The sequence below is a fragment of the Pseudomonas sp. FG86 genome (genome assembly GCF_057808775.1).
The window spans coordinates 1-25,740 of the sequence record NZ_JBMDIS010000039.1 but is presented as its reverse complement, the minus strand read 5'-3'; the positions used below and the strand labels follow the sequence as shown (position 1 = coordinate 25,740).

Genomic DNA, 25,740 nt, shown 5'->3' with positions numbered 1-25,740 from the left:
CTGGGAGCAATGAATGAACGCATTCTTCAAGGGCGCGGGCACCGTGCTGGCTACGATTTGGGTCTGGAGCTTGTTGCTGGTGCTTTCAGTCGCGCTGTTGGTATGGTTTTTCGGACCCTTGCTCGCGGTGGACGGGTATCGGTTCTGGGCCGCACCGACATCGCGCCTGTTGACCGTCTGCGTGGTGTTTCTGTTGTGGGGGCTGGCGATGGTCCTGGCCGGCGGGCGCCGCGCCGCGCGGCTGAAAAAGCCCGGACACCAGGCGCATCATGAGCAACAGGGGCGCATCGAGGACGAGCAGAAACAAGTGCGTGGCCGCTTCAGGGAGGCGCTGCATACCCTGAAAACCTCTGGCCGGTATGCTGAACGCAGCGAGCGTTGGCGTGATGAGCTGCCCTGGTACCTGTTGATCGGCGAGGCGGGCAGTGGCAAGACGCGCTTGCTGGCGGCCAGTGGGTTGCCGTTTCCGCTGGACCGTGTCGAGCCGAGTTCGACGGGCCAGACCCGCTACTGTGATTGGTACTTTGCCGACGACGCGGTGCTGGTCGATACCGCCGGACGCTACCTGACGCAACCGGACGGTGCCGTGGATGCCGCGGGCTGGTTGACCTTGCTCAGGCTGCTCAGGGCGCGACGCCAGGTCCGCCCGCTCAATGGTGTCGTGGTGACCTTGTCGATGGAAACGCTGGTTGGCAGCCACCCGCTGGATCTGGACCATCACGCCCGTCACATTCACACGCGCTTGCAGGAAATCCAGCAGACGTTGCATGTCGATGTGCCGATCTACCTGGTCCTGACCCAGGCCGATCGGTTGACGGGGTTTGCCGAATACTTCGACTCACCCCAGGCCGACGCCGCCGAAGGCGTACTGGGTGAACAGCTGATCACCGGCAAGGCCGGCACTGAAGTCACCCAGGTGCGCCAGGCGTTCGAGACGCTGCTGCAACGCCTGGGGGGTGAGTTGATTCAGCGCTTGCACGCGCAGCGCAGTGTCGAGCAGCGCGGGCTGACACTCGACTTTCCGCAACAGATGGCGCGAGTCGGCGAACGCCTGTGCGCATTTATCGAGCTGGCTTTTTCCGCGCATCGTTATCAACGTATCAACGGACTGCGCGGGTTCTATTTGACCTGCGCCGGTGAGCGCGGCTCGCACTTCATCCAGGGCTTGTTCAACCGGGTGATATTTGCCGAGGCCGGCCTCGCCGGTCTGCAGGGCCAGGAGCAGCAGCGCATACGTCGCCGGCAAATCGGCGTGGCCGTGGCCGCAACCCTGATCATCGGTGCGGCGGGTTGGCTGTGGATGCACAGTTATTCGGTCAACCATCATCGCTTGCAGCAACTGGCCAACCTGGCGACGCCAGTTGCCTTGCCACTTGGTACGGACGCGACGCTGGCCGTGTTGCCGCTGCTGGATGCACGGCGGGCGGCGATCCAGGTTTTCCCCGCAGTGCAGGACGTGCCACTGGTGGAACGTGCAGGCTTGTATCAGGGAGAAGCGAGTCAGCCGGTGCTGGACAGCGCTTATGAGCAGGCCCTGCAACAGCAGTTATTGCCACGGGTGACCGAGTTGCTCGAAGAGCAGGTGCGTTCGAGCCTGGATGATCGCGAGCGGCTGTTGGACAACCTGCGTGCCTACCTGATGCTCACCTTGCGCGAGCGCCGTGATACGGCTTGGCTGGCGCAGCGAGTGGCTGGCCATTGGTCGGCACGTTATGCGGGCGATACGTCGACACAGCACCGCCTGAATGTGCACCTGGCGCAGTTGCTTGGGCAATCGTTCGTGGCACCGGTGGATGATCAACTGGTTGCCCTGGCGCGCCAGGCATTGCGCGGTGAGTCGTTGGCCGATGTGATCTACCGGGTGCTGCGCGAGCAGTCGCGTAACCTGGAACCCTTGCGCTTTGCCGAGGGCAAGGTATTTGCCGCCATCGATCATCCGATCCCCGGGTTCTACACAAAACGGTATTTGCAGTATTTCGAGACGCAGGGGCCGCGATTGGTGAATGCCATTGCCCAGGACAATTGGGTGCTGGGTGAAGGGACGGACTTGAGTGCCATGGATTTACGCCGGCTGATGCTTGAGCTCGAGCAGCGTTACTTCAGCGAGTACGCCGACGCCTGGAGTGAGGCATTGGGCCAGGTCAGCCTGCAGGCGACTGACGGCCTCAGGCAAGGTGCCGAGCAACTTGCCAGCTTGACGTCCGCCCAGTCGCCCCTGATCCAGCTGTTGCAGTTGGTCAGGGAAAATACCCGCTTGCTCCCTGTCAGCGAGCGACTGGATGAGGTGACGCGCCAGATCGGTGAGGTGGGCGCGGTGGCGCAGTTGGCAAGCGACGCGCTAATGGAGCAGTTGCCGCCGGATTCGGCCCGGCGTGCATTGCAGCGCCGCTTCGAACCGTTGCACCAGATGCTGGACGAGCGGCAAAACCCCGGTGCCGAGTTAAGCCAGGCCCTGCGTCTGGCCGACGAGTTGCACCTGCAACTGACGGCCCTGAACCGTGAGAGTGCGCCGGAGCAGGCGGCTTTCCAAAAGGCTATACGGCGCATGGAGGGCCAGCAGGATGTGCTGGGCAATTTGCGTGACGCTGCTGCGCGTCTGCCACTGCCGCTGTCTGCCTGGTTCGAGGCCATTGCCGATGATGTCTGGCGCCACTGGTTGGACGAGGCCTATGTGTATGTGAACCAGCGCTATCAAAGCGAGGTATACGGTGTGTATGCCAAGGCCATTCGCCAGCGGTACCCGTTCAATGCCCACGGTACCAGCGATGTGGCGCTCAGTGATTTCACCGATTTTTTCAAGCCTCGAGGTGTGATGGCGCGGTTCTATGACAGTTACCTGCGCCCGTTTGTCAGCACCGAGGGCAGCCGCTACCGCTTGCGCGGCCTGGACGGGCGCAGCTTTCCGACATCACGTGCTTTCCTGGACCAACTGGCGAAGGCGCAAGTGATCCGGCGCGGTTTTTTTTCCGAGGAACAAGGAGGCTTGTCCGTGCGCTTTACCCTGGCCCCCTACAGCCTGGACCAGGCGGTCAGTCGCGCCATCCTGCGTATTGGCGATCAACAACTGGAATATCGCCACGGCCCCATCGTGCCCATGGCGTTTCATTGGCCCACCGAGGCCGACAACGGTCGCAGCAGCCTGGTCCTGGAGCGGGGCGCGCATCGACCCCTGGGGATCGAGAAAAACAGCGGAGATTGGTCATTGTTCCGCTTCTTCGATTTGATGCAGAGCGAGCCCGCCAATGGCCGGAACGCGCAGATACTTAAGTCTGACCTCTCGGGTTTGCGCGCCAATTACCTGTTGACCAGCCAGCGCATGCCCAACCCATTTCAAATCGCGGCCTGGCGCACGTTCCGCTTGCCGGAGCGACTGTGAGCCGCCATCGCACCCCTTGGCGCAGTGCGGGGCGTACGCAGCGCGGCAAGGTCAGGGCGCGTAACGAGGACGCGTTCCTCGATTGCCCTCAACGCGGCTGTTGGGCGGTGGCGGACGGCATGGGCGGGCACCGGGCCGGGGATGTGGCCAGCCAATGGGTGGCCAGCAGCCTGGCGTCCTTGTCGGGGCAGGGTAGCCTCGATCAGCGCGTGGAAGCCGTTCGCCGATGCCTGCAATCGCTCAATTGGCAACTGGGCCATGGGCTGAGACGCCTCGCAGGTGATCTCGACGGCACCATGGGCAGCACCGTCGTCACGCTACTGTTGGAGGGCGGTCGTGCTGCCTGTGTGTGGGCGGGAGACAGCCGTTGCTACCTGTGGCGCGGGCAGAACCTGTATCAACTGTCCCGCGACCACTCCCTGCTTCGACAATTGATGGATGAACAACAGTTGAGCCTGGAGCAGGCCCGAGCCCACCCGGATGCGCGGGCCTTGACGCGGGCCGTCGGCGCCCGTGAGCCCTTGAACCTGGAAGTGCTGGAGCTCAGCACTCGGCCAGGCGATGTGTTCCTGTTGTGCAGCGACGGTCTGTACCAGTCACTCAGTCATGGCGAGCTGGGACGTGCCTTGAGCATGGGCACGCCGCAACAGATGGTGGACCGGTTGTTCGCCGCCGTCATGCGCGGCACGGCGCGGGACGACCTGACTGCTGTGGTGGTGCAGTCATGAGCGCGACCGTGGCCCCACCCAGCCTGCTCGCCGGGCGTTATCAGCTGGAGCGGATACTCGGCAGCGGAGGCATGGGGGTGGTCTACCGCGCCCGTGACTTGCTGCACGAACAATTCGGCGAACCGTGTTCCAGTGTGGCCTTGAAGGTCCTCGGCGAAACCTTTGCCGAGTGCCCGGATGCCCATGTGCTGTTGTACAGCGAGTTTGCCCTGGCCCGCGGCCTGCGACATGAGCGGGTGGTGCGCATGTATGGATTCGACGTCGATATCAACCGGCATATCGCGTTCTTTACCATGGAGTTGATGCACGGCATGACCCTGGACCGGCTGCTGCTCGAATACCCCGGTGGCATGCCTTGGCGAGAACTGCAACCGATGGCGGTGCAGTTGCTCGACGCCGTGGCGTATACCCATCGCCTGGGTGTGCTGCACGGCGATCTGAAGCCGGGCAACGTCATGGTCAGCGAGGAGGGCCTGCGGTTGTTCGATTTCGGCCTGGGGCAGTCACTGCTCACGACCGGGTTGCCGGGCCTGAGCCGCGGCCATATCGGTGCCTGGACACCCGCTTATGCCGCGCCGGAGCTGCTGGCCGGCGATGCGCTGTCAATGGCCGCCGACCTGTACGGCGTGGCGTGCGTGCTTTACGAGATGGCGCAAGGACGGCGGCCGGGGGAGCGCTCATCCGCTGAGTCACTGCCGCGGCCACGGCAATGGCCTCGGCATTATTGGCCGGCGTTACGCACGGCGCTGGCCCTGGACCCCGAGCGTCGCACCATCAGCGTCGCTGAGTTGCGTGAGATGATGGGCTGCCCGTGGCGCCGTTGGTTTGTGTAGCGCGGTGTCAGCTGTTCACGTCGTGCAACCGGCAGTAGTCAGCCCAGCTCATGCCGGCCATCTGCGCCACTTCCTTGTGGACTTCGAGGCGTTGGGCTTCGAACGCCTGGGCTGACTCCGCTGTCAGCTTGAGTGTCAGCTCCCAGGCAAACAGCCCCTGGCGCTCGGCTTCAGCCTCGAAGGCTTCGTGCAGGTGCTCGGCGCGGTATTGCGCCAGGGTTTCGCCTTTGGCCTGGGCCGCCAGCGGGTTCAGGGTATCCAACTGCGTGACGATGTCGGGATGTTCTGCCAGGAATCGGTCCAGGGCGAGCTGGTGGTTATCGCCGGGTTGTGACAAGGCTGTGCTCCAGGTTGATAAAGGGGGCAGGGTCGAGGTGCAGTCGCGTCCAGTGTCCGGCGCCACGTTAACGGATGGCGGGTGCCGGCTGGCAGAACGGGCGGATCGTCGATCTGCGCGTCGAGGGCCAAGGATGGGCCAACCCAGGAAGTTCGACAAGCATAACGCCCCGAAATGAATGCCGAAAAAAACCGGGTGGCGCTGCAAAAGCCTTTCGCTCCCGCTATCAGGACGTGTAGCGTTAGCCGGTGTTTTCGGCCCTGCCTCCCAGGGACGGTAAGCGACGGACAGAGGGATGGGTCATGGCGCAAACGCTGTTCAAACTGTTCTTTACCCAGCGTCTGGCCGCCCTGGCCAGTACCGAGTCATTGCGTGCGATCCGCGAGGGACTGTTGTGGATCCTGCCGTGCCTGCTGGTGTCGGCCGCCTTTCTGATCCTGTCCGAATGCGCTCGCGTGCTGGGGGTCGCCCCGTCGTTGGTGACCTTCCTGGCGGGGCTGCATAACCAGATCAGCTCGGTGATCCCGCTATTGGTGGCGGCCTCCATCGGTTACATGCTTGCCATTCAATATCGGCTGCCACAGTTGCCCGTCGCCTTCCTGTGCCTGGCCCACGTGGTGGTGGCGACCTTTATCCTGCGTGATTACCCGCGCACCTCGGCCACCTTCGTACTGTTTATCGCGATTGCTTCGCCGCTGCTCAATGTGCCCGCGATCGCCTGGCTGCATCGCTATCGCTGGACCCGCCTGGTCAACGAGGACCTGGTGACCCACAACCTCAGGGGCACCATCAATATGGTGATGCCGGGCGCAATCACCTCACTGGCCTTGGTGGTGGTGCTGTCGATGCTGTTGCAGATTCCCTATGTGGCAGAGCTTCAGGGGCCGCAGGTGATCGATGCGCTGGAATCACCCTACGGCAGCGGTTTGTTCGTGACCCTGATGAATTCGCTGTTGTGGTTTTTCGGCATTCACGGTGTGTACGCGATGCAGCCGTTGTTCGATGTGCTGGACCAGGCGGTGGTGCTGAACCATGCCGCCTTGGCCGCCGGAGAGCCGATCAAGTACCTGCTCAACAGTGGCCTGCTGGGCAGTTTCGCCTTTATCGGCGGCTCGGGCGGGGCGCTGTGCCTGTTGGTGGCGATCCTGCTGTTTTCCCGGAGCCAGTCCATGCGCCTGTTGGCAATAGCCAGCTTGCCGTTGTCGTTGTTCAACGTCAGCGAAGTGCTGCTGTTTGGTTTGCCGATTATCCTCAACCCGCGCTTGTTCATTCCGTTCCTGCTGGTGCCGGCTTTCAATGCGATGGTGGCGCTGACCGTGGTGCAGCTCGGCTGGGTGTCGCCCGCCGTGGTCAGCGTGCCATTTACCGCGCCGGTGCTGTTCAATGCCTACCTCAGCACCCACGGCGATCTGGCCGCGGTGGTGCTGCAAGTCGCCCTGCTGGTGATCGGCACCCTGATCTACGCGCCCTATGTGCGCGCGATCCATCGTCAGCCCACCGAAGGCGGTACGGTGTACCTCAAGTCGTTGGACATGACCTTTCGCGGCCTCGAAGAAAAAGGCCGCCTGCTGGAGTTGGACCCGGTGCTCGCGTCCCACAAGCTGCTGGCGCGCCAGGCCAACGAACTGAGCCGCATCCAGCAGATCAGCGATTATGAGTTCTACCTCGAGTTCCAGCCCCAGGTCTCGACCCGCACCGGCCTGTGTACCGGCTGTGAAGCCTTGATGCGCGCCCGGGATGCCCAGGGTACCGTGCATTCGCCCTGGGAATTTCTGCAATGGCTGGCCCAGGCGCGACTGATGCCGGATGTGGATGTGTGGGTGGCGTCCCAGGCCGTGCGTGAGTACCAGAAGTGGCAGAAAGTCGGTTTTGCCTTGCCGATGACGATCAATATTTCCAGCGCCACCCTGACGGATGCTGCCTATGGCGAACGCCTGGTGGAAATCCTGGCCCAGGCCCAAGGGCAGGTGTCGGTGGAAATCACCGAAGACGCGTTGGTCAGTGATATCCAGGTCACGCGCCAGACCCTCCAGAAACTGCAAGCCATCGGCGCCAAGATCTATATCGATGACTTTGGCACCGGGTATTCCGCCTTGAGTTACCTGCACCAGTTTCCGGTGGACTTCATCAAGATCGACCGCAGTTTTGTGGTCGCCCAGCACGAGCCAAAGGGCGCCCAGGTGCTGACCGGCCTGTTGCGCTTTTGCGAGGCGTTGAACCTCGGAGTGGTGGTCGAAGGCGTGGAGACCGCCGAGCAGTTGGCCTTCCTGAACTCAGGCAATGAGCTGATTATCCAGGGCTGGTATTTCAGCAAGGCGCTGCCAGGCGATCAATTGCAAGGCTTTGTGCGCAATCGCGCCAGCCTGGCCGAGGCCTAGGCCGACTCGTAGCCACCACCGGTCCGGGCGATCTCTTCGAGCAACCCGTCTATGCCCGCCAGGCGTGCGCGGTTGTCGTGGTCCCAGGGGTGAAAGCCGGGTTTGAAGTAATGCAGCCACGGCCGCAGCATCCTTGGGAACACACCCTTGGGACCGTAGAGAAACTTGAGCATGCGCCAGAACCCCTTTAAATGCCCTCCGGCCTTGCGGTCGGCAATCAGCAAGCGTACGTGGAAATCAAACACCACCAGCCAGAAGAGCAGGGTGGTGGTGAGCATGGTCCCGGTGCGCAACAGATAGCGCAGTGGTCCGGGCTTGACCACGGTGTTCCACACATCGAACGCCACGGCCTTGTGCTCGGTTTCTTCCAGGGCGTGCCAGTACCACATCTGCTGGTAGCCCTTGTGTGAGTCGCCAAAGCGCGACGGGTCGCTGAGCAGTATTTCCGCGAGCATCGCGGTGTAGTGCTCCAGGGCGATGGTTACCGCCAGGTTGAAAGACGGCGGCAGGTGTTTTTTCTGCAGGTCGAGGATGAATTTCAGACGTCGGTCCAGGGTGTGCGCCGGCAGCCCCGCCGCTTGCAGCAAATCGTTATAGGCCACGTGTTCGCGGCTGTGCATGGCTTCCTGGCCGATAAAACCCTGGATCTCTTTCTTCAACTGCGGGTCATGGATGTGCGCGCGGTAGTGGCGCACGCTGTCCATGAAAAACAGCTCCCCTTGGGGAAACAGCAGCGACAGGGCATTGAAGAAGTGCGTGATGAACGGGCCTTGCTCATGCCAGTTCTTGATGCGTTCAGCCGGTAAGGCAAAGCGGATATCGCGACGGATAGGCAGCATGGTGCGTCCTCCTGTTCAGAGACGGGATTCGTCGTTGGTTTCAAGCATCGGCCTGCGTGGTTTGGGCGCCATGCGTCTGCTGGCGAGCACCACCAAGGCCTGATAGGCCGCCGGCAGGCAGCGCGCGAGCAGGTCGAGGCAATACGCGTCGCGGCCGATCAGCACGCGGCGCTTGTTCTTGCGCACTCCTTGCAGGATCACCTTGGCGGCCTGATCGGCGTCGGTAATGAACAGCTTCTCGAAGTCGGCACGGGCCTGCTGTTCGCTGTGGATCAAAAAGCCGGTCATGTTCGCGTCGATACGGCTGCTGCGGCAGATATCGGTGCGAATGCCACCTGGGTGTACGCAGGTGGCCGAGACGCCGCACCGTTGCAAATCGAGCTCCTGGCGCAGGCTTTCGGTAAAGCCGCGCACGGCGAATTTGGTCGCGTTGTAGCCGCTCATGCCGGGCTGGGCAAACAGGCCGAAGACGCTGGAGGTGTTGATCACATGGCCGTCGCCGCTGGCCTTGAGGTAGGGCAAAAATGCCTTGGTGCCATGCACCACGCCCCAGAAGTTGATGCCGACGATCCATTCCAGGTCGGCATAGTCCACGCCTTCGACGGTGCTCGACAGCGCCACGCCGGCATTATTGAAGATCAGGTTGACCTGGCCATGGTCGGCCGCACAGCGCGCGGCCCAGTCTTCCATGGCCTGGCGGTCGGACACATCCAGCACCTGGGTGGTGACGGTCACCGGCGACAGGGTCGAGGTCTTGATCAAGGCCAGGGTCTGCTCCAGTCCCTGGCTATTCTTGTCCGCCAGCGCCAGGTGACAGCCTTCCCTGGCCAGGGCCAGGGCCAATGCGCGGCCCATACCCGACGCCGCGCCGGTAATCGCCGCTACGCGGCCGTTGAATGACTTCATGACAGGCTCCTTTCGACACCGGCATTGGGTGCGGCTATCGCGCGCGGTGGTGCGTTGACCGGCGCCAGGCCGACGACATAGTCCTTGAGCGCAAAGTGCCGGGTGACCTGCTTGAAGCGCCAGGTCGAACCGGGCCACAGCGTGGTGTTCTTGCCGGTACGGGGATCGAGATACCAGCTGCGGCAACCGCCGGTATTCCAGATGGTGCGCTTGAGCCTGGCCTGCAGTTGCTGGTTGTAGGTGTGCTCCACGGCGGGTTTGACGTCGACCGTGGCGATGCGGTGTCGCTGCATGTGCTTGAGCGCATCGAGGATGTAGGCGACCTGGGCCTCGATCATCAGAATCATCGAGTTATGCCCCAGCCCGGTGTTGGGCCCGATGATCAGGAACAGGTTCGGATAGCCCGGCACCGTGGTGCCTTTATAGGCATGTGCGCCATCGCGCCAGGCATCCATCAGGTCGACGCCGTCGCGGCCGATGATGCAATCGCGGGGCAGCGGGTCGGTGGCCTGGAAGCCAGTGCCGAAGATCAGGCAATCGGCGGGGTGTTTTTTACCGTCGGCGGTGATCACGCCATCGGCTTCGATGCGCAGCACACTCTCGGTCACCACCTCGACATTGCTGCGTGACAGCGCCGGGTAATAGTCGTTGGAGATCAGCACGCGCTTGCAGCCGATGGTGTAGTCCGGGGTCAGGGCCTTGCGCAGGGAAGGGCGGGCCACTTGTTTGTGCAGGTGGCGCAGGGCGATTTTCTGCACCATCTTCATCAGCCGTGGGTGCAGGGCAAAGCCCACCACGCGACCTTCCAGCGCCCAGTAAAAAGCACCGCGTACCAGGCGCTGGGTGAAAGGCAGGTGCTTGAAGGCCCAGCGTTCGGCGCGAGAAATCGGTCGGTCGGGCTTGGGCATGATCCACGGCGGGGTGCGTTGGAACAGGTCCAGATGGGCCACCTGTGGCGCGATCTGCGGCACGAACTGAATGGCACTGGCGCCCGTGCCGATCACCGCCACGCGCTTGCCCTTCAAGAGGTAGTCGTGGTCCCACTGCTGGGAGTGGAAGCGCTTGCCCTTGAAACTCTCCAGCCCCGGAATATCCGGCAGCACCGGGCGCGACAGCGCCCCCATGCCCGATATCAGCACCCGCGCGCTGACCTGGCGCCCGTCACTGAAACGCAGTTGCCAGCGTTGCTGCTGCTCATCGAACACGGCGCGTTGCAGGCCCATGTTGAAGCGCAGGTACGGCATCAGCTCGAATCGCCGGGCGCATTGCTCCAGGTAAGCGCGGATTTCCGTTTGCGGCGCGAATTGGCGCGTCCAGTCAGGGTTGGGCGCAAACGAAAACGAGTAGACATGGGACTGCACATCGCAGGCGCACCCTGGGTAGTGGTTGTCGCGCCACGTGCCGCCGAGCGTCTCGGCCTGCTCGGCGATAAAGAAGTCGGTCAGGCCGGCCTCCTTGAGCTGGATGGCCATGCACAGGCCGGCGAAGCCTGAACCGATGATGGCGATGTCGATGGATTCGCTGTGGGCATTCATAGGCAGTCCTTCATGGGCATCGAATGTGCTCCTGTTTTTTGTTTTGTCTTTTAGATAGAACACCATTGCAAAGGAAAATTGAATTATTTATTTTAAAAAAGATTTTAAATAATCTACCTGAAAATATCGCCTACGCTAGTCCCTGGCTCCTTATGTGCGACCTGTCCGACGGACGCGAGGGTATGCACGAAGTTTAGGTCCCGGGTGTGGACGATGGCTGAGGCCTTGATCAATACCGGTCGGGCGGTCGGCAGCAGGGAAGCAGAGGACCGAGCTATGGCTGTTGAATGGGTTATCGCTGCGGGTGTGCTGGTCGGTGCGAGCGCCGTGTTATGGGGGTTCAGTACCTGGATGACACGGCGCATCGAAGCAGCTGTTCCAGGCAATGGGCGTTTCGTCGATGTCGAGGGCGAGCGCTTTCACTATTACGAGGAGGGCGAAGGCCCACCGCTGGTCATGATTCACGGGCTGATGGGCAGCAGTCGCAACCTGACCTATGCCTTGTCCGGCCGATTGCGTGAGCACTTCAGGGTGATCACCCTCGACCGCCCGGGGTCGGGTTATTCCACCCGTCACACCGGTACGCCCGCCGACCTGCCGGCCCAGGCCCGGCAAATCGCCGCCTTTATCAAGACGCTGGGCCTGGACAAACCGCTGGTGCTGGGGCATTCCCTCGGCGGTGCGATTGCCCTGGCGCTTGCCCTTGACCACCCCCATGCGGTATCGGGGTTGATTCTAGTGGCGCCGCTGACCCATCCCCAACGTTTGTTGCCCCTGGTGTTCCTGTCATTGGCGGTGCGCCCGGCGTGGTTGCGACGCTGGATGGCGCATACCCTGACCATGCCCGTCGGCCTGCTGACCAAGGGCTCGGTGGTCAAAGGCGTGTTCGCCCCTGATGCCGCTCCAGACGATTTCGCCACGCGCGGTGGCGGCTTGCTCGGCATGCGCCCTGACAACTTCTATGCCGCCTCCACCGAGATCAACCTGGTCAACCAGCACCTGCCGGACATGGTCAAGCGCTACCCGCAACTGACCCTGCCCATCGGCCTGATCTACGGCGCACAGGACAAGGTGCTGGACTTTCAAAAACACGGCCAGGCCCTGGCCAGCAAGGTGCCGGGGCTTAAGCTGCAAGTGGTGGAGGGGCGCGGACACATGTTGCCAATCACGGCCACCGAGCGTGTGGCCATGCTGGTGGAGCAGGTTGCCAAGCGCGTGCGACCGGCGCAAAACGCCACGCTGTTGCATCCGCCATTTGCCCTGGCGAGTAAATAATTGGTTACCCGACTTGCGGTTCAACGGCGTCAATTGCCTGGCCTAGACACCTGACTAAACAGCTGAAAAAGAGACTGATCGGTCACGGAAAAAAGCGCTCGAGAAACTAGTTGACGACCTAACGATTCCGCGCTATTTATTTAAAAAAATTATTTCAATGTCTAATTTGAAATAATTTTTGAAATTCCTAAGAGCGAATAAAATAATGAAAAAAACGTCTTTTATCGCATGGTTGGTTTTTCGGGGCAGTCAGCGCTCCGTGAACCTGTTTGTCGCCCCATTCGTTTGCCTGCCCACCGACTGCATTCGGAGGCTGCCATGAACCAGGCCCTGGCAGCTCCAAGCGTCTGGACCGACGGCAAGCGCCACCTGTGGTGGCTCGGCATCATGCCGCTGGCAACCCCCTTGCTCTCCGGCGCTCTCGCCATCACCACCGGCGTACAACAATTGTGGTGGGTCGGCGTACTGGTGATTTTTGGCCTGATCCCGTTGATCGACGGCCTGCTCGGTGAAGACGTCAGCAACCCGCCCGAGTCCGCCGTCAGCCACCTTGAATCCCAAGGCTACTACCGCTGGATCGTCTACACCGGTGTGCTGTTTGTCATCGCTTCGGTGGTCATCACCGGCTGGCTGGCCGCTGGCGGTATCGACTGGATCATCAACGGCGGCCTGCTGCACGCCACCGCCACGCTGGACCCTTCGAGCTGGATGGCACAGGCCGCTGCGTATATCACCGAGCGCACCCAGCTTCACGGTCAGATCAGCGTATTCACTTACCTGGGCATGGCCATGTCCACGGGAGCTGCCACCGGCATTGCGATCAACACCGCGCATGAACTGGGGCACAAGCCCAAGCCGTTGGAAGTGTTCCTGGCCAAGGTCACGCTGGCCCCTACGTTCTATGGGCACTTCTACACCGAACACAACCGCGGCCATCACGTACGTGTCGCTACCCCGGAAGACCCCGCCAGCTCCCGCCTGGGTGAGAGCTTCTGGGCCTTTCTGCCGCGCTCGGTGTGGTTCAGCGCCCGCTCGGCGTGGAACCTGGAGCGCGAGCGCCTGCGCAAACTCGGCCTGCCGGCCTGGCATTGGAAAAATGGTGTGCTCAGTGCCTGGATGTACAGCGTGGTGCTGTGGGGCGCGATGATCGCCTGGTTGGGTTGGGCAGTGGTGCCATTCCTGATCATCCAGGGCATCTACGGCTTCTCGTTGCTGGAAGTGGTGAACTATGTCGAACACTACGGCCTTAAACGCCAGAAGTTGCCCAACGGTCGTTATGAGCGTTGCTCGCCACGGCATTCCTGGAACAGTAATCGAATTGTCACCAATATCTTTTTGTTCCAGTTGCAACGGCATTCCGATCACCATGCCAACCCCACGCGTAGTTATCAGTCGTTGCGTCACTTCGATGAATCGCCGCAACTACCCTACGGTTACGCGAGCATGATTGTCTGGGCCTATGTACCTTACTTATGGCGACGACGGATGGATCATCGTGTGCTGAATCATTATGGCGGTGATATCACGCTGACCAATCTTCAACCTTCACAGCGTTTGAAGTACTTGGAAAAGTACAGCGGCACGACCCAGTCATTTTGATCTGAAGGAGTACGTTATTTACGGCGTTCGTGATCTGTGTATTGCGCAGGTTGCTGTCGCCCTGGTGTTACCGATTTTATGGCAAGCAAGTTGTTTGACCCGAACAAAAATAATTTCAAGGGAAGGACGTACACCATGCAAGCACCTGCCAAGTTCACCACGCATATCGTATTGGCTGCGTTGGGTTTGATTGTCTATCAACAGGCCCAGGCCGCACGTATCGAACCGGCCGGCAGTGCCTTTACTGCCCAGGGCCCCATCAGCTTTTCCAAGGGCGCGCTGATCAGCGCCGACTGCACCATCAAAGTCGCCGGTAAGGTTGCCGCCGATGGGACGTCGGTGAATGTCGACAAAGTTGAATTCGATGGCGGCCTCAAGTGCAGCCGGGTCGAAGCCATCAACTTGCCGTGGGTATTAATTGCCAAGGACACAAAAAGCGGCTCGATGTCGAAGATCAGCGTAGATGTGCACGCCTTCGGCCTGGGCGGCAAGTGCGGCCCTTCCACGGCCGACGGCACCTGGGATAACGCCACCGGAAAGTTGGAAGCAGCCAATGTTCCGATTGGCGAAGACTGCAAGATCAAGACGGTGTCGATCAAGATGCCACCGAACTTCAAAGTGGTTGAGTAGTGGTTGGATGTTGTAGCGGTAATTGAATTGAGATTTGGCTGGAAAGGGAAGTTCTGCAGTTTCACCGTGACCTCTCGTTCATGGCCATTACCCCGGGCGAAATGAATTCGCCATAACATGTGAGGAAAAACAATGAAAAGCTTGAAAACCCTCGTATCGTTGTCTGCTTTGGCTGTTTGCATGGGTGCTGCTTCGATGGCGAATGCTGTCAGCTTGAGCCCAATTAACACAGGCTTTACCGCCACGGGTTCGATCACGGTTAAATCTCCGTCTTCGATCCAGATTCCAGTGACGTGCAGTGTGACCTTTACCGGGAATGTCGATGGCAGTGGCCTTGGGAAAATCACCGATGTCGTCGTGGGTGGCAGTAATTCACTGTGTAACCTGCCGCAGACCACCAATAAGCCATGGACGTTAACGGCTACAAGCCTGACGGCTCCGACCGCCGTGGGCAACGTTACCAACGTGGGTTACAACATCACTGCTTCAGGTGTTATCCCATCGAACTGTGGCCCGTCCACGATCACCGTTGGGTATAACAACACCACTAAGGTACTGACGGCCTCCAACCAGCCTTTGTCCGGAAGTTGCACCGTTCAAAGCTTGAGCGTGACCGTAGTGGGTGCCGGTGGAGTGCCTATTGTTGTTGTTCCTTGAGGCAGTCTTGAGGACAAAGGGCTGATCACCCACTGAAGGCAGGCACCTTGAATAAGGTGCCTGTTGTGTGGCCCTGACAGGAGAGTGGGCGACCGTAAGTGTCCACAGGAGATGTTATGCAAGTGCTGATTCGGTGTGCCTGTAAGACAGTATCGATGTTGGGAGTTGTTTTAATATCTTCCGTCTGTATGGGGGCAACATTTTCACCGGTGGGACCATTTGGTTCAATCACGGGTACGCTGACGCTCAAGTCGCCCTCGTCATTGCAAAACCCTATCAAGTGCGACATCCGCATGAGTGGCCAAGTGTCCCAGGATGGCACGGTAAGTATTACTAATAGCGTGATTTCAGGTACGAATACTTTATGTCAGTACATACGTACTGGCAGTACGCCTTGGACACTGTCAGCCACCAGTTTTGTTGGTGTGACAATGTCGAATGTGCAGTTCTCAATATTCGGTCCTGGGGTGATTCAAAGTGCCTGTGGGCCCTCTACGCTATCTGCTGGTTGGACGGGTTCATCTCGACAATTGAATGCCTCGAGCCAGGTATTGTCGGGGAGCTGTACGTTGGTCTCATTAGAAGTGTTGTTCTGGTATTTGGATATTGTTCCTTAGTGAGTGTCGCCACAAAGGACGTTATAAGCGTTGCAACGCCTGTTGGTCGAGACATGCTGTTGGCCGCGGTGATAACAATAATTAGGAGTGGTAAATGAATAATAAAAAACAACACGCTCGCACCTTGTTAGGACTTGCGGTAGTCGGTGGGCTGGTGTTCGCTACTTCTGCACACGCCGGTGGTTTTGCTACACCCACGTTCGGGGCAGAAGGGTGGGGTCGCGCCTTTGGCGGTGGTTCAATGTTTAAAGATGATCCTTCATCGGCCTATAACAACCCCGCGGCCATGGCGTTTATCGATCACAACATTGCACAATTTAACGTCGATTACGCGCGCATCAACATCAAGTATAAAGGCACCTCCAAAGATTACGCTGGCAATGACCCCGCCAAAGTGACCATTGACCCCGTGACGGGTGAGACAAGCTCTGTGCCCCGCACCGGTGACGGCGGCCAAGGCGGGTTCACCGCCTGGTTGCCGACCGGTTTTATGGTGATGCCGCTCGGTGATCGTTTCGCCTTCGGTCTGAGCCAGGTCGTACCTATGGGCGCGCGCACCACGTGGGATGACGATTGGGTCGGTCGAGACTTTGCCGTAGATACTCGGATTGAAACAGTGGGCGTGACCGGCTCCCTGTCATTCAAGGTCAATGACGAATTCTCCGTAGGCGCCGGCGCCATCGTTCAGCATACAAAAGGGTTTGTCAGTCAAAACATCGACCTGCTTTCCGCTGCGGCCCTTTCGCCCAACATCGGCGTGCCATTTCCATCCGGTGCGGGGTACACGCTAATGCGTGTGAAGGTCGACAATACTTCGGTTGGCTGGTTCGCAGGCCTGGCGTGGAAGCCCACCCCGAAAGACACTATTGGCCTGAACTACCACGCCAAGATCAAAAACAAACTGGAGGGTAAGTACAGCATTTATTCCGATCCGATTTCCAAGGGATTGATTGATTCCGGGCTTCCATCTCAGGCCTACCCGGGACTTACGCTTAACTCCAACGGCGCAAAAGCCTCTGCCCAACTGGACGTTCCAGCCAACGCCTCCGTTGACTGGGTGCACCAGTTCACCGACCGATTCACCCTCGGCGCCAGTGTCACGTGGACCCAGTGGTCATCGTTCAAGAACCTGACCTTGAAGTCTGAGGGCACGACCATTGTTGCCATCCCTTATAACTTCAAGGACGCCTGGATGGTCTCCCTCGGCGGCGACTACAAGCTCACTGACGACTTCACCTTGCGCGCCGGTGTGGCCACAGACCAGACGCCGACTCGCAACTCTACCCGCGACCCGCGTATTCCGGACGGTGACCGGATCTTCACGTCTCTGGGTTTTGGCTACAAAATCCGCGCCATCCCAGGCCTGGGGATCGACGGGTCCTACTCCCACCAATTCGTAGAGAAGGTCAACCTGCGGACGCATAACCAGGACCGTCTGGGTGGGGCAACCCTGGATGGCAAGGCCAATGCGCATGGGGACGTGGTAAGCCTTGGGTTGACCTACGAGTTCTGATGCGCCGCTGCCGGGTGCAGTACCGGTGTGAACCTGCCGTCAGCGCATCTTTCTGCAGGGTTTCACATCGGTCATGCATCCGCGGGTTGCCCACGCGACCCGTTTCGATTTTCTGATTCCATCAACCCATCAGGCTGACTGATTCAGTCGAAAATTTTTTCGTTAAAACATTAAATAAAAATTTCAAAACAAAATTTGAATTTATCTTTCCGAGTTTGTAGTGTGGCGTTACGCCGCAGCTCATTTCGATCTGCACCCACGTTTGCCACGCCCTGAATCGAGTCGAGGTATCTCCATGGTTATCTGGTTATTGGTGGGTTTCGCAGCCGCGATGGCCCTGGCGTATCGACAAGCCGCCGCCACCCTGTGGTTGGGCGCTGGCCTGGTCTGGCTGGCGATTGGTTACCTGTTCAACGTGGTGGCGGCTTTCGGCGCCACCGTCGCGGCAGTGCTGGTGGTGTTACCGGCTTTGCTGATGACCATCAAGCCCCTGCGCCGCACATTGTTGACCAGCAAGGCCCTCAATCTGTTTCGTACGATCATGCCGGCGATGTCCGACACCGAACGCGCGGCGATCGAGTCCGGCACCGTGTGGTGGGACGCCGAGCTGTTCAGCGGCAAGCCCAACTGGCAGCGCCTGTTGCAAGCCGCGCCAGCCAGCTTGAGTGCCGAGGAGCAAGCCTTCCTCGACAATGAAGTCGAAACCCTTTGCGACATCGCCAACGACTGGGAAACCACCCAGGTCTGGCAGGACATGTCCCCCGAAGGCTGGCAGTACACCAAGGACGCCGGCTTCCTCGGCATGATCATTCCCAAGCAGTACGGCGGCAAAGGTTTCTCTCACTATGCGCACTCGCAAGTGGTGATGAAGCTGTCGACGCGCTGCTCGGCGGCGGCGATTTCGGTGATGGTGCCCAACTCCCTGGGCCCGGCGGAGTTGCTGCTGCACTACGGCACCGATGCCCAGCGCAATTACTACCTGCCGCGCCTGGCCCGGGGTGAAGATATCCCGTGCTTCGCGCTCACCAGCCCCTATGCCGGTTCCGACGCGGGGGCGATCCCGGACCTGGGCATTGTCTGCAAGGGCCTGCATGAGGGGGAAGAAGTACTGGGTTTCAACGTGACCTGGGACAAGCGCTACATCACCCTGGGGCCCATCGCCACCGTGCTCGGCCTGGCGTTTCGCGCCGAGGACCCGGACGGTTTGCTCGGCGCGCCCGGTTCACTCGGCATCACCTGCGCGTTGATCCCGACCTCCCATCCCGGCGTCAACAGTGGGCGCCGTCACTGGCCGTTGAATGCGGTGTTCCAGAACGGTCCTACCACCGGCAAGGATGTTTTCATTCCTTTGGAGTGGGTCATCGGCGGCCGCGAACAGGTCGGCAACGGCTGGCGCATGTTGATGGAGTGCCTGGCCGCCGGCCGGGCGATTTCGCTGCCATCGGCCAACGTCGGCCTGGGCAAGGTCGCGGTGCGCGGTACCACCGCGTATGCGGCGATGCGTAAACAGTTCGGCCTGCCCATCGGCAAGTTCGAAGGCGTGCAGGCGCCGCTGGCGCGCATGGCCGGGCATTTGTATGCCTGCGATGCGGTGCGCAAGGTCTCGGTGGCCTCTCTGGACGCGGGCGAGAAACCCTCGGTGATCTCGGCCATCGCCAAGTACCACGTCACCGAGCGCGCGCGGATGATCGTCAACGACGGCATGGATATCGTCGCTGGCAAAGGCATTTGCATGGGCCCGAATAATTTCCTGGCGCGTGCCTACCAGCAAAGCCCCATCGCCATCACGGTGGAGGGCGCGAACATCATGACGCGTTGCCTGATCATCTTTGGCCAGGGCTTGATCCGTTGCCATCCCTACGTGTTCCGCGAGATGGAAGCGGCGCGCAACCCGGATCGGCGCAAGGCGTTGGAAGACTTTGACCGCGCGATGTTTGGCCATGTGAGTTTCGTGCTGGCTAACACGGTACGCGCGGCGGTGAATGCGCTGACGGGCGGCCGGCTGATTTCCGTGCCAGCCAAGACCGACCCGGCGCTGGCGTCCTATTACCGCCAGGCTAATCGGCTGTCGGTGGTGCTGGCATTGATTTCGGATATTTCCATGGGCGTGCTGGGCGGGGCGCTCAAGCGCAAGGAAAGTATCACCGGGCGCCTGGGCGATATCCTGTCGCAGTTGTACATCCTGTCCTGCGTGCTCAAGCGTTTTGAGGACGATGGACGGCCCCAGGCGGACCTGCCGCTGGTGCATTGGTCGGCCCAGGACGCCCTGTTGCGCGCCCATGAAGCCCTGGCCGAAGTGCTGGATAATTACCCATCGAAAGCGGCTGCGGCGGTGCTGCGAGGCTTGACGTTCCCGTTCGGCATCCCGCTGCGCAAACCCTCGGATCATCTGCTGGCCCAGGTCGCCGATGTGGTGCAGACCTCCGGCGAAACCCGCGACCGTTTGTTGGCCAATTCCTACATCCCACGTCCGGAAATCGACAAGCTGGCCTACGGCGAACTCGGCTTCCGCCTGTTGCCGCAGGTGGAATTGATCGACGCCCGACTCAAGCCGGCGATCAAGCAAGGCCTGCTCGAACCGATGCCGATTTCCGCCACGGCCTTTACCGCCTGGCGCGTCAAGGCGCGGGCGCTGGACCTGATCAGCGCTGACGAAGACGCCTTGCTGGCGCGCTATGTGGAATATGCCGACCACGCGATCCAGGTGGATGACTTCCCCCAGGACTTCGGTTTGCTGGAGGCGTTGCAGCAGCGCAAGCAGGCGTTGGAGCCGGCGCCCAAGCGGCGCAGCAGCCAAAGCGAAAACGCCTCGGTCAATTAGGGCAAACCCGGTCAATGTGGGAGGGGGCTGGGTCCAATGCCAGTCAGTTAAGGTTTTTTGTAGGAGCGAGCTTGCTCGCGAAGAACGTCTAAGCAACGCGTTCATTCTGGATAAACGTGGTGGTCCTGAGTTCTTCGCGAGCAAGCTCGCTCCTACATGACTGGCATTAGGGCTTGCCCCCTCCCACATTGGATCGGGTTTACTAGGTCAGAATGTGTTGTGAGTGAATGCGGATATGAGTGACAGCTACCTATCGTTCGTCAATTCCCCCTGGGGCCGGCGCCTGGCCCAGGCGGTGGGCTTGCCTCAGCCCGTGCCGTTGCAGCGCCATCGCAGCGGCCAGCCAGGCCTGGCCAACCCGGTGATCGTCGCCGGGGCAGGGCGGCTTTCCACGCGAGTGCAACAGGTTTTCAGCGCCACCGACACGGTCACCGCCGCGCCGGCGACGCTCAAGGCGCCGTCCACGGTCAAGGTGCAGGGCGCAGTGTTCGATGCCAGCGCTGTGGTCGACCTGAAACAGTTGGATGAGCTGTACGAATTCTTCCACGCCAACGCCAAACGCCTCGGCCAGCACGGTCGGGTGGTGGTGTTGGGCACGGCGCCCGAACACTGCGCGAACTTGCCCCAGGCCATCGCCCAGCGTGCCCTCGAAGGGCTGGTGCGGTCGCTGGCCAAGGAGCTGCGCCGCGCGATCACGGTGCAATTGCTCTATGTGGCGCCAGGTGCGGAGGACGCACTGGACAGCAGCCTGCGTTTCTTCCTGTCGCGCCGCTCGGCCTACGTCTCCGGGCAGGTGGTGCGCCTGGAAAAACCGGTGGACGGCCACCCCAGCGTCAACTGGGATAAACCCTTTGCCGGCCGACGCGCGCTGGTTACCGGGGCTTCCCGTGGCATCGGCCTGGCGATTGCCCAGGTGCTGGCGCGGGAAGGCGCCCATGTGGTCTGCGTGGACGTGCCCCAGGCACAGGAGTCGTTGCAACAGGCGGCCGCCAGTGTGGACGGTTCGGCGCTGCCATTGGACATCACGGCGGCGGACGCCGCTGCACAGCTTCAAGCCCACGTCAGCCAATACGGCGCCTTCGACGTGGTGGTGCACAACGCCGGGATCACCCGCGACAAGACCATCGCCAAGATGACCGAAGCAGCCTGGCGCAGCGTGCTGGCGGTCAACCTGGAAGCGCCGCTGAACCTGAGCAACGCCTTGTTGGAAAACCAGGGGCTGAACCCCGGTGGGCGCATCGTGTGTGTGTCGTCGATCTCCGGGATTGCCGGCAATCTCGGGCAAAGCAACTACGCCACCTCCAAGGCCGGCGTGATTGGCCTGGTGCAAGGCCTGGCACCGCGTGCGGCGGCGGCACAGGTCACGGTGAATGCCGTGGCGCCGGGGTTTATCGAGACCCAGATGACCGCAAAAATCCCGCTGATGATTCGCGAAGCGGGGCGGCGTATGAACTCGATGTCCCAAGGTGGGCAGCCGATTGATGTGGCCGAAACCATCGCCTGGTTGGCGCATCCTGCCTCGGGCGGGATCAACGGCCAGGTCGTGCGCGTGTGCGGCCAAAGCCTGCTGGGAGCCTGAGCCATGGACTACGTGACGCAGATTGTCGACCCACCGCCGTCGCGCACGCGCCTGCTGCTGGACGGCATGCGTGCCTTGCGCAAACCCAAGCTCGACGGTGCGCCGCTGTTGCCCAACGAGCGTCTGGTGCGTTCGGCGGTGGCATTGTCTGGCGCCGACATCGACGCTTATGGGCGTGCTTGTGGGTTCCGGCGCGAGCAGGGTGTGCCGCTGTCGTACCCCCATGTGCTGGCGTTCCCCCTGCACCTGATGGTGTTGACCCGTCCGACTTTCCCGTACCCGGCCAGCGGCATGGTGCACCTGGCCAACCGCATCCGGCAGCACCAGCGCCTGCATGAAGGCCAGGCGCTGCGCCTGGAAGTCTTTTGCGAACGCTGGGTGGCCCATGCCAAGGGCCAGGCGCTGAGCATCGCCACCCGCGCCTACAGCAACGGCACCCTGGCGTGGGAAAGCGACAGCCTGTACCTGCGCCGCGAGATAAAAGATCCAGTGGGTGAGCCGTGGGGTGACGCCCTGCCGTTGCAGGAAGAGGGCCTGCTGCGCACCCAGCGCTGGATGCTGCCCGCCGACCTGGGGCGGCGGTTTGCCAAGGTCTCGGGGGACTTCAACCCGATCCACACCTCACTGATCGGCGCCAGGCTCTTCGGCTTTCGTCGGGCCATCGCCCATGGCATGTGGACCCTCGGCCGTGCATTGGCCGCTCAACAACCGCCCGGTGGCCTGGATCAGGCCCAGGCCCATTGCGACTTCAAGCTGCCGATCTTTCTGCCCGGCCAGGTCGCCCTGTGGCAACACCCCGTGAGCGGCCCGCGCCGCGCATTCGAAGTGCGCAATTTCGCCGGCGACAAACCGCATATGCGCGGGCTATTTGTCTGGAATGAGAACCCTACATGAGTGACTACAGCTTCAACCCGGCCCCGACCCGCCGCGTGGCGATCATCGGCGGCAACCGCATCCCGTTTGCTCGTTCCAACACGGTATACGCCCACGACAGCAACCAGGATCTGCTGGTGGCTGCGCTGCAAGGCCTGGTCGACCGCTACAACCTCCACGGCCAGCGCCTGGGCGAGTTCGCTGCCGGCGCGGTGATCAAGCATTCGCGGGATTTCAACCTCGCGCGTGAGTCGCTGCTGTCGACCACCTTGTCCCCGCAGACCCCGGCCTACGACGTGCAACAAGCCTGCGGTACCGGTCTGGAAGCGGCCTTGCTGGTGGCGAATAAAATCGCCCTCGGCCAGATCGAAGTCGGCATTGCCGGCGGCGCCGATACCACCTCCGACGCGCCCATCGGCATCAATGAGTCCCTGCGCCACACCTTGCTCGCGGCCAACCGTGCCAAGGGCATGGGCGACAAGTTGAAGGCGCTGCTGAAGGTGCGCCCATCGATGTTTTTCAAGCCGCTGCTGCCGCGCAATGGCGAGCCGCGCACCGGCTTGTCCATGGGCGAGCATTGCGAAGAAATGGCCAAGCGCTGGCAGATCAAGCGCCTGGCCCAGGATGAGCTGACCCTCACCAGTCACCAACGCCTGGATGCCGCGTACAAACGCGGTTTCTTCGACGACCTGATCAGCCCCCATCGCGGCCTGGCGCGGGACAACAACCTGCGCGCCGACGCCAGCCTGGAGAAACTCGCCGGGCTGTCCCCGGCCTACGACCGCCAGAACGGCACTCTCACGGCGGGCAACTCCACGCCACTGACGGATGGCGCCTCGGTGGTGCTGTTGGCCAGCGAAGAATGGGCGGCAGCCAATGGCTGGCCGGTGTTGGCCTACCTGCGCACGGGCGAGACGGCGGCGGTGAATTTTGTCGACGGCACCGAAGGCTTGTTGATGGCGCCGGCCTATGCGGTGCCACGCATGCTTAAGCGCGAAGGCCTGAGCTTCGCCGACTTCGATTTCTTCGAGATCCACGAAGCCTTTGCCGCCCAGGTGCTGTGTACGCTCAAGGCCTGGGAGGACGCCGAGTATTGCCGCGAGCGTCTAGGCTTGGAGGCGCCACTGGGTGCCATCGACCGCGCCAAAATGAACGTCAACGGTGGCTCCCTGGGCTGCGGCCACCCGTTTGCCGCCACCGGAGGCCGGCAATTGGCGACCTTGGCCAAGGCCATCCATGAACGCGGGGGTGGACGCGGCCTGATTTCCATCTGCGCGGCGGGCGGGCTGGGCATTACCGCCATCGTCGAAAAGTAGCTCTATCAAAAACAACAACAAGGAGACTGCCATGAACGCTATCAGCCTGGAACAGACCGAACGGGTCTGGTTGAACGCTTACCTGCCCGGCGTCCCGGCGGACATCGATGCCGGTATCGAAGACTACCCATCGTTGCGCGAGGTGTTCCTGGAGCACCTGGAAAAATTCCGCGAGCGGGTCGCCTACGTCAGTATCGGCACGGAAATGACCTACGCCGACTGGCACGTGCAGGGCGTTGCGTTTGCCGCCTGGCTGCAAGGCCAGGGCGTCAAGAAGGGCGACCGCGTGGCGTTGATGATGCCCAACTGCTTGCAGTACCCGATCTGCCTGCTGGGCACCCTCCTGGCCGGCGCGGTGGTGGTCAACGTCAACCCGTTGTACACCGCCCATGAGCTCAAGCATTTGCTCAAGGACAGCGGCGCCGAAACCGTGGTGATCTTCGAAAACTTTGCCCACACCCTGGAAAAAGTCATCGCCGGCAGCAGCGTCAAGCGCGTGGTGGTGGCGGCCATCGGCGACTTGCTCGGCACCTTCAAGGGCGCGGCGATGAACTTCATCCTGCGCCGCGTGCAAAAGCAGGTGCCGGCGTTCAACCTGCGTGGCTCGGTGCGCTTCAACCAGGTACTGAAGCAGGGGCGGGCGCTCAACCACTTCCCGGTCGCCATGGCGCTCGACGACCTGGCCTTCCTGCAATACACCGGGGGCACCACGGGGGATGCCAAGGGCGTGATGCTCAGCCACCGCAATATCATCGCCAACCTGCTGCAAGCCAAGGCCTGGGTCGGTGATCAACTCGACCAGGACAAGCAGGAAACCAACGTCACCCTGCTGCCGCTGTACCACATCTTTTCCCTGACGGTGAATTGCCTGATGTTCATGTGCCTGGGCGGGCGCAACATCCTCATTGCCAACCCCCGTGATGTGAAACGGGTGCAGATGATCCTGCGCAAGGAGCGTTTCAATGGCATCGCCGGGGTCAATACGTTGTTCAACGGCCTGCTGGAGAATAAGGAGTTCTGCGCGCGGGACTTTTCCGACCTGCGCATGGTGATCGCGGGCGGCATGGCCACGCACACGGCGGTGGCCAAGCGCTGGAAGGAAGTCACCGGCCTGCCGATCATCGAAGGCTATGGCCTGACCGAATGCTCGCCGGTGGTGAGCATCAGCCCCATCGACATCTCACGCATGCGCGAGATGGAGTTCACCGGCAGCATCGGCGTGCCGCTGCCGTCGACCTGGGTACGCTTCATGCGGGAAGACGGCGAACTGGCCGATATCGGCGAACAAGGCGAACTGCAAGTGCGCGGTCCGCAGGTGATGCAGGGCTACTGGAAACGGCCGAACGAAACCGCCGAAGTGCTGGACGCCGAGGGGTGGTTGTCGACCGGTGATATCGGCGTGATGGATGAGCGCGGCTATATCCGCCTGGTGGACCGCAAGAAAGACATGATCCTGGTCTCGGGCTTCAACGTGTACCCCAATGAAATCGAGGATGTGGTGGCGTTGCACCCCGGCGTCGGCGAAGTCGCGGCGATCGGCGTGGAGGACGGCGTGACCGGCGAGAGGGTCAAGATCATCGTGGTACGCAAGGACCCGAACCTGACCCAGGAACAGCTCCTGGCCCATTGCCGGGAATACCTGACGGGCTACAAGGTGCCCAGGTATGTGGAGTTTCGCAGCACCGAGTTGCCCAAGACCACGGTGGGTAAAGTACTGCGCCGAGCGTTACGCTGATTCAAATGTGTGTACGTGATCTAGAAATGTGTAGGTGATCTAACAGGATGCAGGTGATCTAAAAGGCTGTAGGTGATCTAACAGGATATAGGTGATCTAAATGTGGGAGGGGGCTTTCCCCCGATGGCCATGGGTATATACACAATTTCCAGTGGTCTGTGGCGAGGGAGCTTGGTCCCGTGGCGGCCTTCGG

The 25,740-nt window shown here is 61.2% G+C and carries 19 protein-coding genes; 15 read left to right on the top strand and 4 right to left on the bottom strand.

Annotation, left to right across the window (positions count from 1 at the left end; all coding sequences use genetic code 11):
• The first annotated feature begins 13 nt into the window (after positions 1 to 13).
• From tssM to ACODSV_RS22135, 3 genes are read left to right on the top strand one after another with little or no spacing between them, the layout of a single operon-like run.
• On the top strand, positions 14 to 3,376 hold the full coding sequence (tssM, locus tag ACODSV_RS22145; protein ID WP_150054543.1) for a type VI secretion system membrane subunit TssM: 3,363 nt from the start codon (positions 14 to 16) through the stop codon (positions 3,374 to 3,376).
• Entirely contained in the window at positions 3,373 to 4,104 is a 732-nt protein-coding gene (locus ACODSV_RS22140) for a PP2C family protein-serine/threonine phosphatase (RefSeq protein ID WP_150054542.1), read from the top strand. Before tssM ends, ACODSV_RS22140 begins: the two co-directional genes overlap by 4 nt.
• Entirely contained in the window at positions 4,101 to 4,937 is an 837-nt protein-coding gene (locus ACODSV_RS22135) for a serine/threonine-protein kinase (RefSeq protein ID WP_024075941.1), read from the top strand. The genes ACODSV_RS22140 and ACODSV_RS22135 overlap by 4 nt, the downstream gene beginning before the upstream one ends.
• Before the next feature lie 7 nt (positions 4,938 to 4,944).
• On the opposite strand, the gene ACODSV_RS22130 is transcribed toward ACODSV_RS22135, so the two are convergent.
• Positions 4,945 to 5,274, bottom strand: a complete 330-nt coding sequence (locus tag ACODSV_RS22130) for a DUF6388 family protein (RefSeq protein ID WP_024075940.1) — start codon at positions 5,272 to 5,274, stop codon at positions 4,945 to 4,947.
• A gap of 302 nt (positions 5,275 to 5,576) precedes the next feature.
• Between ACODSV_RS22130 and ACODSV_RS22125 the strand changes: the two genes are divergently transcribed.
• Positions 5,577 to 7,652 (top strand): PTS sugar transporter subunit IIC/EAL domain-containing protein, encoded by a 2,076-nt coding sequence (locus tag ACODSV_RS22125; RefSeq protein ID WP_150054540.1) that lies wholly within the window; start codon positions 5,577 to 5,579, stop codon positions 7,650 to 7,652.
• On the opposite strand, the gene ACODSV_RS22120 is transcribed toward ACODSV_RS22125, so the two are convergent.
• The 3 genes from ACODSV_RS22120 to ACODSV_RS22110 are packed head-to-tail and all read right to left on the bottom strand — an operon-like array spanning position 7,649 to position 10,932.
• A complete protein-coding gene (locus tag ACODSV_RS22120; RefSeq protein ID WP_024075938.1) occupies positions 7,649 to 8,491 on the bottom strand; it encodes a metal-dependent hydrolase in 843 nt (280 codons plus the stop codon). The two genes, ACODSV_RS22125 and ACODSV_RS22120, sit on opposite strands and share 4 nt — an antisense overlap.
• 15 nt (positions 8,492 to 8,506) lie before the next feature.
• Positions 8,507 to 9,397, bottom strand: a complete 891-nt coding sequence (locus ACODSV_RS22115) for an SDR family NAD(P)-dependent oxidoreductase (protein ID WP_150054539.1) — start codon at positions 9,395 to 9,397, stop codon at positions 8,507 to 8,509.
• A complete protein-coding gene (locus tag ACODSV_RS22110; protein WP_150054538.1) occupies positions 9,394 to 10,932 on the bottom strand; it encodes a flavin-containing monooxygenase in 1,539 nt (512 codons plus the stop codon). Before ACODSV_RS22110 ends, ACODSV_RS22115 begins: the two co-directional genes overlap by 4 nt.
• 276 nt (positions 10,933 to 11,208) lie before the next feature.
• Here ACODSV_RS22110 and ACODSV_RS22105 point away from each other — a divergent pair, with 276 nt between their 5' ends.
• The 11 genes from ACODSV_RS22105 to ACODSV_RS22055 all read left to right on the top strand — a co-directional run bounded on the left by ACODSV_RS22105 (position 11,209) and on the right by ACODSV_RS22055 (position 25,547).
• On the top strand, positions 11,209 to 12,207 hold the full coding sequence (locus ACODSV_RS22105) for an alpha/beta fold hydrolase (protein WP_223817831.1): 999 nt from the start codon (positions 11,209 to 11,211) through the stop codon (positions 12,205 to 12,207).
• Positions 12,208 to 12,525: 318 nt separating this feature from the next.
• Positions 12,526 to 13,806 (top strand): alkane 1-monooxygenase, encoded by a 1,281-nt coding sequence (locus ACODSV_RS22100; RefSeq protein ID WP_150054536.1) that lies wholly within the window; start codon positions 12,526 to 12,528, stop codon positions 13,804 to 13,806.
• 135 nt (positions 13,807 to 13,941) lie between these two features.
• On the top strand, positions 13,942 to 14,436 hold the full coding sequence (gene praA / locus ACODSV_RS22095; protein ID WP_024075933.1) for an alkane oxidation protein activator PraA: 495 nt from the start codon (positions 13,942 to 13,944) through the stop codon (positions 14,434 to 14,436).
• 132 nt (positions 14,437 to 14,568) lie between these two features.
• Complete coding sequence (praB, locus tag ACODSV_RS22090; RefSeq protein WP_115488183.1) at positions 14,569 to 15,093, top strand: alkane oxidation protein activator PraB; 525 nt, start codon at positions 14,569 to 14,571, stop codon at positions 15,091 to 15,093.
• Positions 15,094 to 15,209: 116 nt separating this feature from the next.
• A complete protein-coding gene (gene praB / locus ACODSV_RS22085) occupies positions 15,210 to 15,710 on the top strand; it encodes an alkane oxidation protein activator PraB (RefSeq protein WP_411741549.1) in 501 nt (166 codons plus the stop codon).
• Between the two features lie 94 nt (positions 15,711 to 15,804).
• Complete coding sequence (locus ACODSV_RS22080) at positions 15,805 to 17,223, top strand: outer membrane protein transport protein (RefSeq protein WP_150054535.1); 1,419 nt, start codon at positions 15,805 to 15,807, stop codon at positions 17,221 to 17,223.
• A gap of 295 nt (positions 17,224 to 17,518) precedes the next feature.
• On the top strand, positions 17,519 to 20,044 hold the full coding sequence (locus ACODSV_RS22075; protein ID WP_150054534.1) for an acyl-CoA dehydrogenase: 2,526 nt from the start codon (positions 17,519 to 17,521) through the stop codon (positions 20,042 to 20,044).
• Positions 20,045 to 20,279: 235 nt separating this feature from the next.
• Positions 20,280 to 21,623, top strand: coding sequence for a 3-oxoacyl-ACP reductase (locus tag ACODSV_RS22070; protein ID WP_150054754.1), 1,344 nt, complete (start codon positions 20,280 to 20,282; stop codon positions 21,621 to 21,623).
• Between the two features lie 3 nt (positions 21,624 to 21,626).
• On the top strand, positions 21,627 to 22,517 hold the full coding sequence (locus tag ACODSV_RS22065; RefSeq protein ID WP_150054753.1) for a MaoC/PaaZ C-terminal domain-containing protein: 891 nt from the start codon (positions 21,627 to 21,629) through the stop codon (positions 22,515 to 22,517).
• Positions 22,514 to 23,812, top strand: coding sequence for an acetyl-CoA C-acetyltransferase (locus tag ACODSV_RS22060; protein ID WP_069076361.1), 1,299 nt, complete (start codon positions 22,514 to 22,516; stop codon positions 23,810 to 23,812). The genes ACODSV_RS22065 and ACODSV_RS22060 overlap by 4 nt, the downstream gene beginning before the upstream one ends.
• Positions 23,813 to 23,843: 31 nt before the next feature.
• Positions 23,844 to 25,547: an AMP-binding protein gene (locus tag ACODSV_RS22055; RefSeq protein ID WP_024075926.1), complete on the top strand. Its 1,704-nt coding sequence runs from the start codon at positions 23,844 to 23,846 to the stop codon at positions 25,545 to 25,547.
• Positions 25,548 to 25,740: the final 193 nt, after the last annotated feature.

Bases quoted from the DNA above. Each gene is read 5' to 3' on its own strand.
- tssM (WP_150054543.1), top strand. From the start codon at position 14: ATGAACGCATTCTTCAAGGGCGCGGGCACCGTGCTGGCTACGATTTGG.
- ACODSV_RS22135 (WP_024075941.1), top strand. From the start codon at position 4,101: ATGAGCGCGACCGTGGCCCCACCCAGCCTGCTCGCCGGGCGTTATCAG.
- ACODSV_RS22125 (WP_150054540.1), top strand. From the start codon at position 5,577: ATGGCGCAAACGCTGTTCAAACTGTTCTTTACCCAGCGTCTGGCCGCC.
- ACODSV_RS22120 (WP_024075938.1), bottom strand. From the start codon at position 8,491: ATGCTGCCTATCCGTCGCGATATCCGCTTTGCCTTACCGGCTGAACGC.
- ACODSV_RS22115 (WP_150054539.1), bottom strand. From the start codon at position 9,397: ATGAAGTCATTCAACGGCCGCGTAGCGGCGATTACCGGCGCGGCGTCG.
- ACODSV_RS22110 (WP_150054538.1), bottom strand. From the start codon at position 10,932: ATGAATGCCCACAGCGAATCCATCGACATCGCCATCATCGGTTCAGGC.
- ACODSV_RS22105 (WP_223817831.1), top strand. From the start codon at position 11,209: ATGGCTGTTGAATGGGTTATCGCTGCGGGTGTGCTGGTCGGTGCGAGC.
- ACODSV_RS22100 (WP_150054536.1), top strand. From the start codon at position 12,526: ATGAACCAGGCCCTGGCAGCTCCAAGCGTCTGGACCGACGGCAAGCGC.
- praA (WP_024075933.1), top strand. From the start codon at position 13,942: ATGCAAGCACCTGCCAAGTTCACCACGCATATCGTATTGGCTGCGTTG.
- praB (WP_115488183.1), top strand. From the start codon at position 14,569: ATGAAAAGCTTGAAAACCCTCGTATCGTTGTCTGCTTTGGCTGTTTGC.
- praB (WP_411741549.1), top strand. From the start codon at position 15,210: ATGCAAGTGCTGATTCGGTGTGCCTGTAAGACAGTATCGATGTTGGGA.
- ACODSV_RS22080 (WP_150054535.1), top strand. From the start codon at position 15,805: ATGAATAATAAAAAACAACACGCTCGCACCTTGTTAGGACTTGCGGTA.
- ACODSV_RS22075 (WP_150054534.1), top strand. From the start codon at position 17,519: ATGGTTATCTGGTTATTGGTGGGTTTCGCAGCCGCGATGGCCCTGGCG.
- ACODSV_RS22070 (WP_150054754.1), top strand. From the start codon at position 20,280: ATGAGTGACAGCTACCTATCGTTCGTCAATTCCCCCTGGGGCCGGCGC.
- ACODSV_RS22065 (WP_150054753.1), top strand. From the start codon at position 21,627: ATGGACTACGTGACGCAGATTGTCGACCCACCGCCGTCGCGCACGCGC.
- ACODSV_RS22060 (WP_069076361.1), top strand. From the start codon at position 22,514: ATGAGTGACTACAGCTTCAACCCGGCCCCGACCCGCCGCGTGGCGATC.
- ACODSV_RS22055 (WP_024075926.1), top strand. From the start codon at position 23,844: ATGAACGCTATCAGCCTGGAACAGACCGAACGGGTCTGGTTGAACGCT.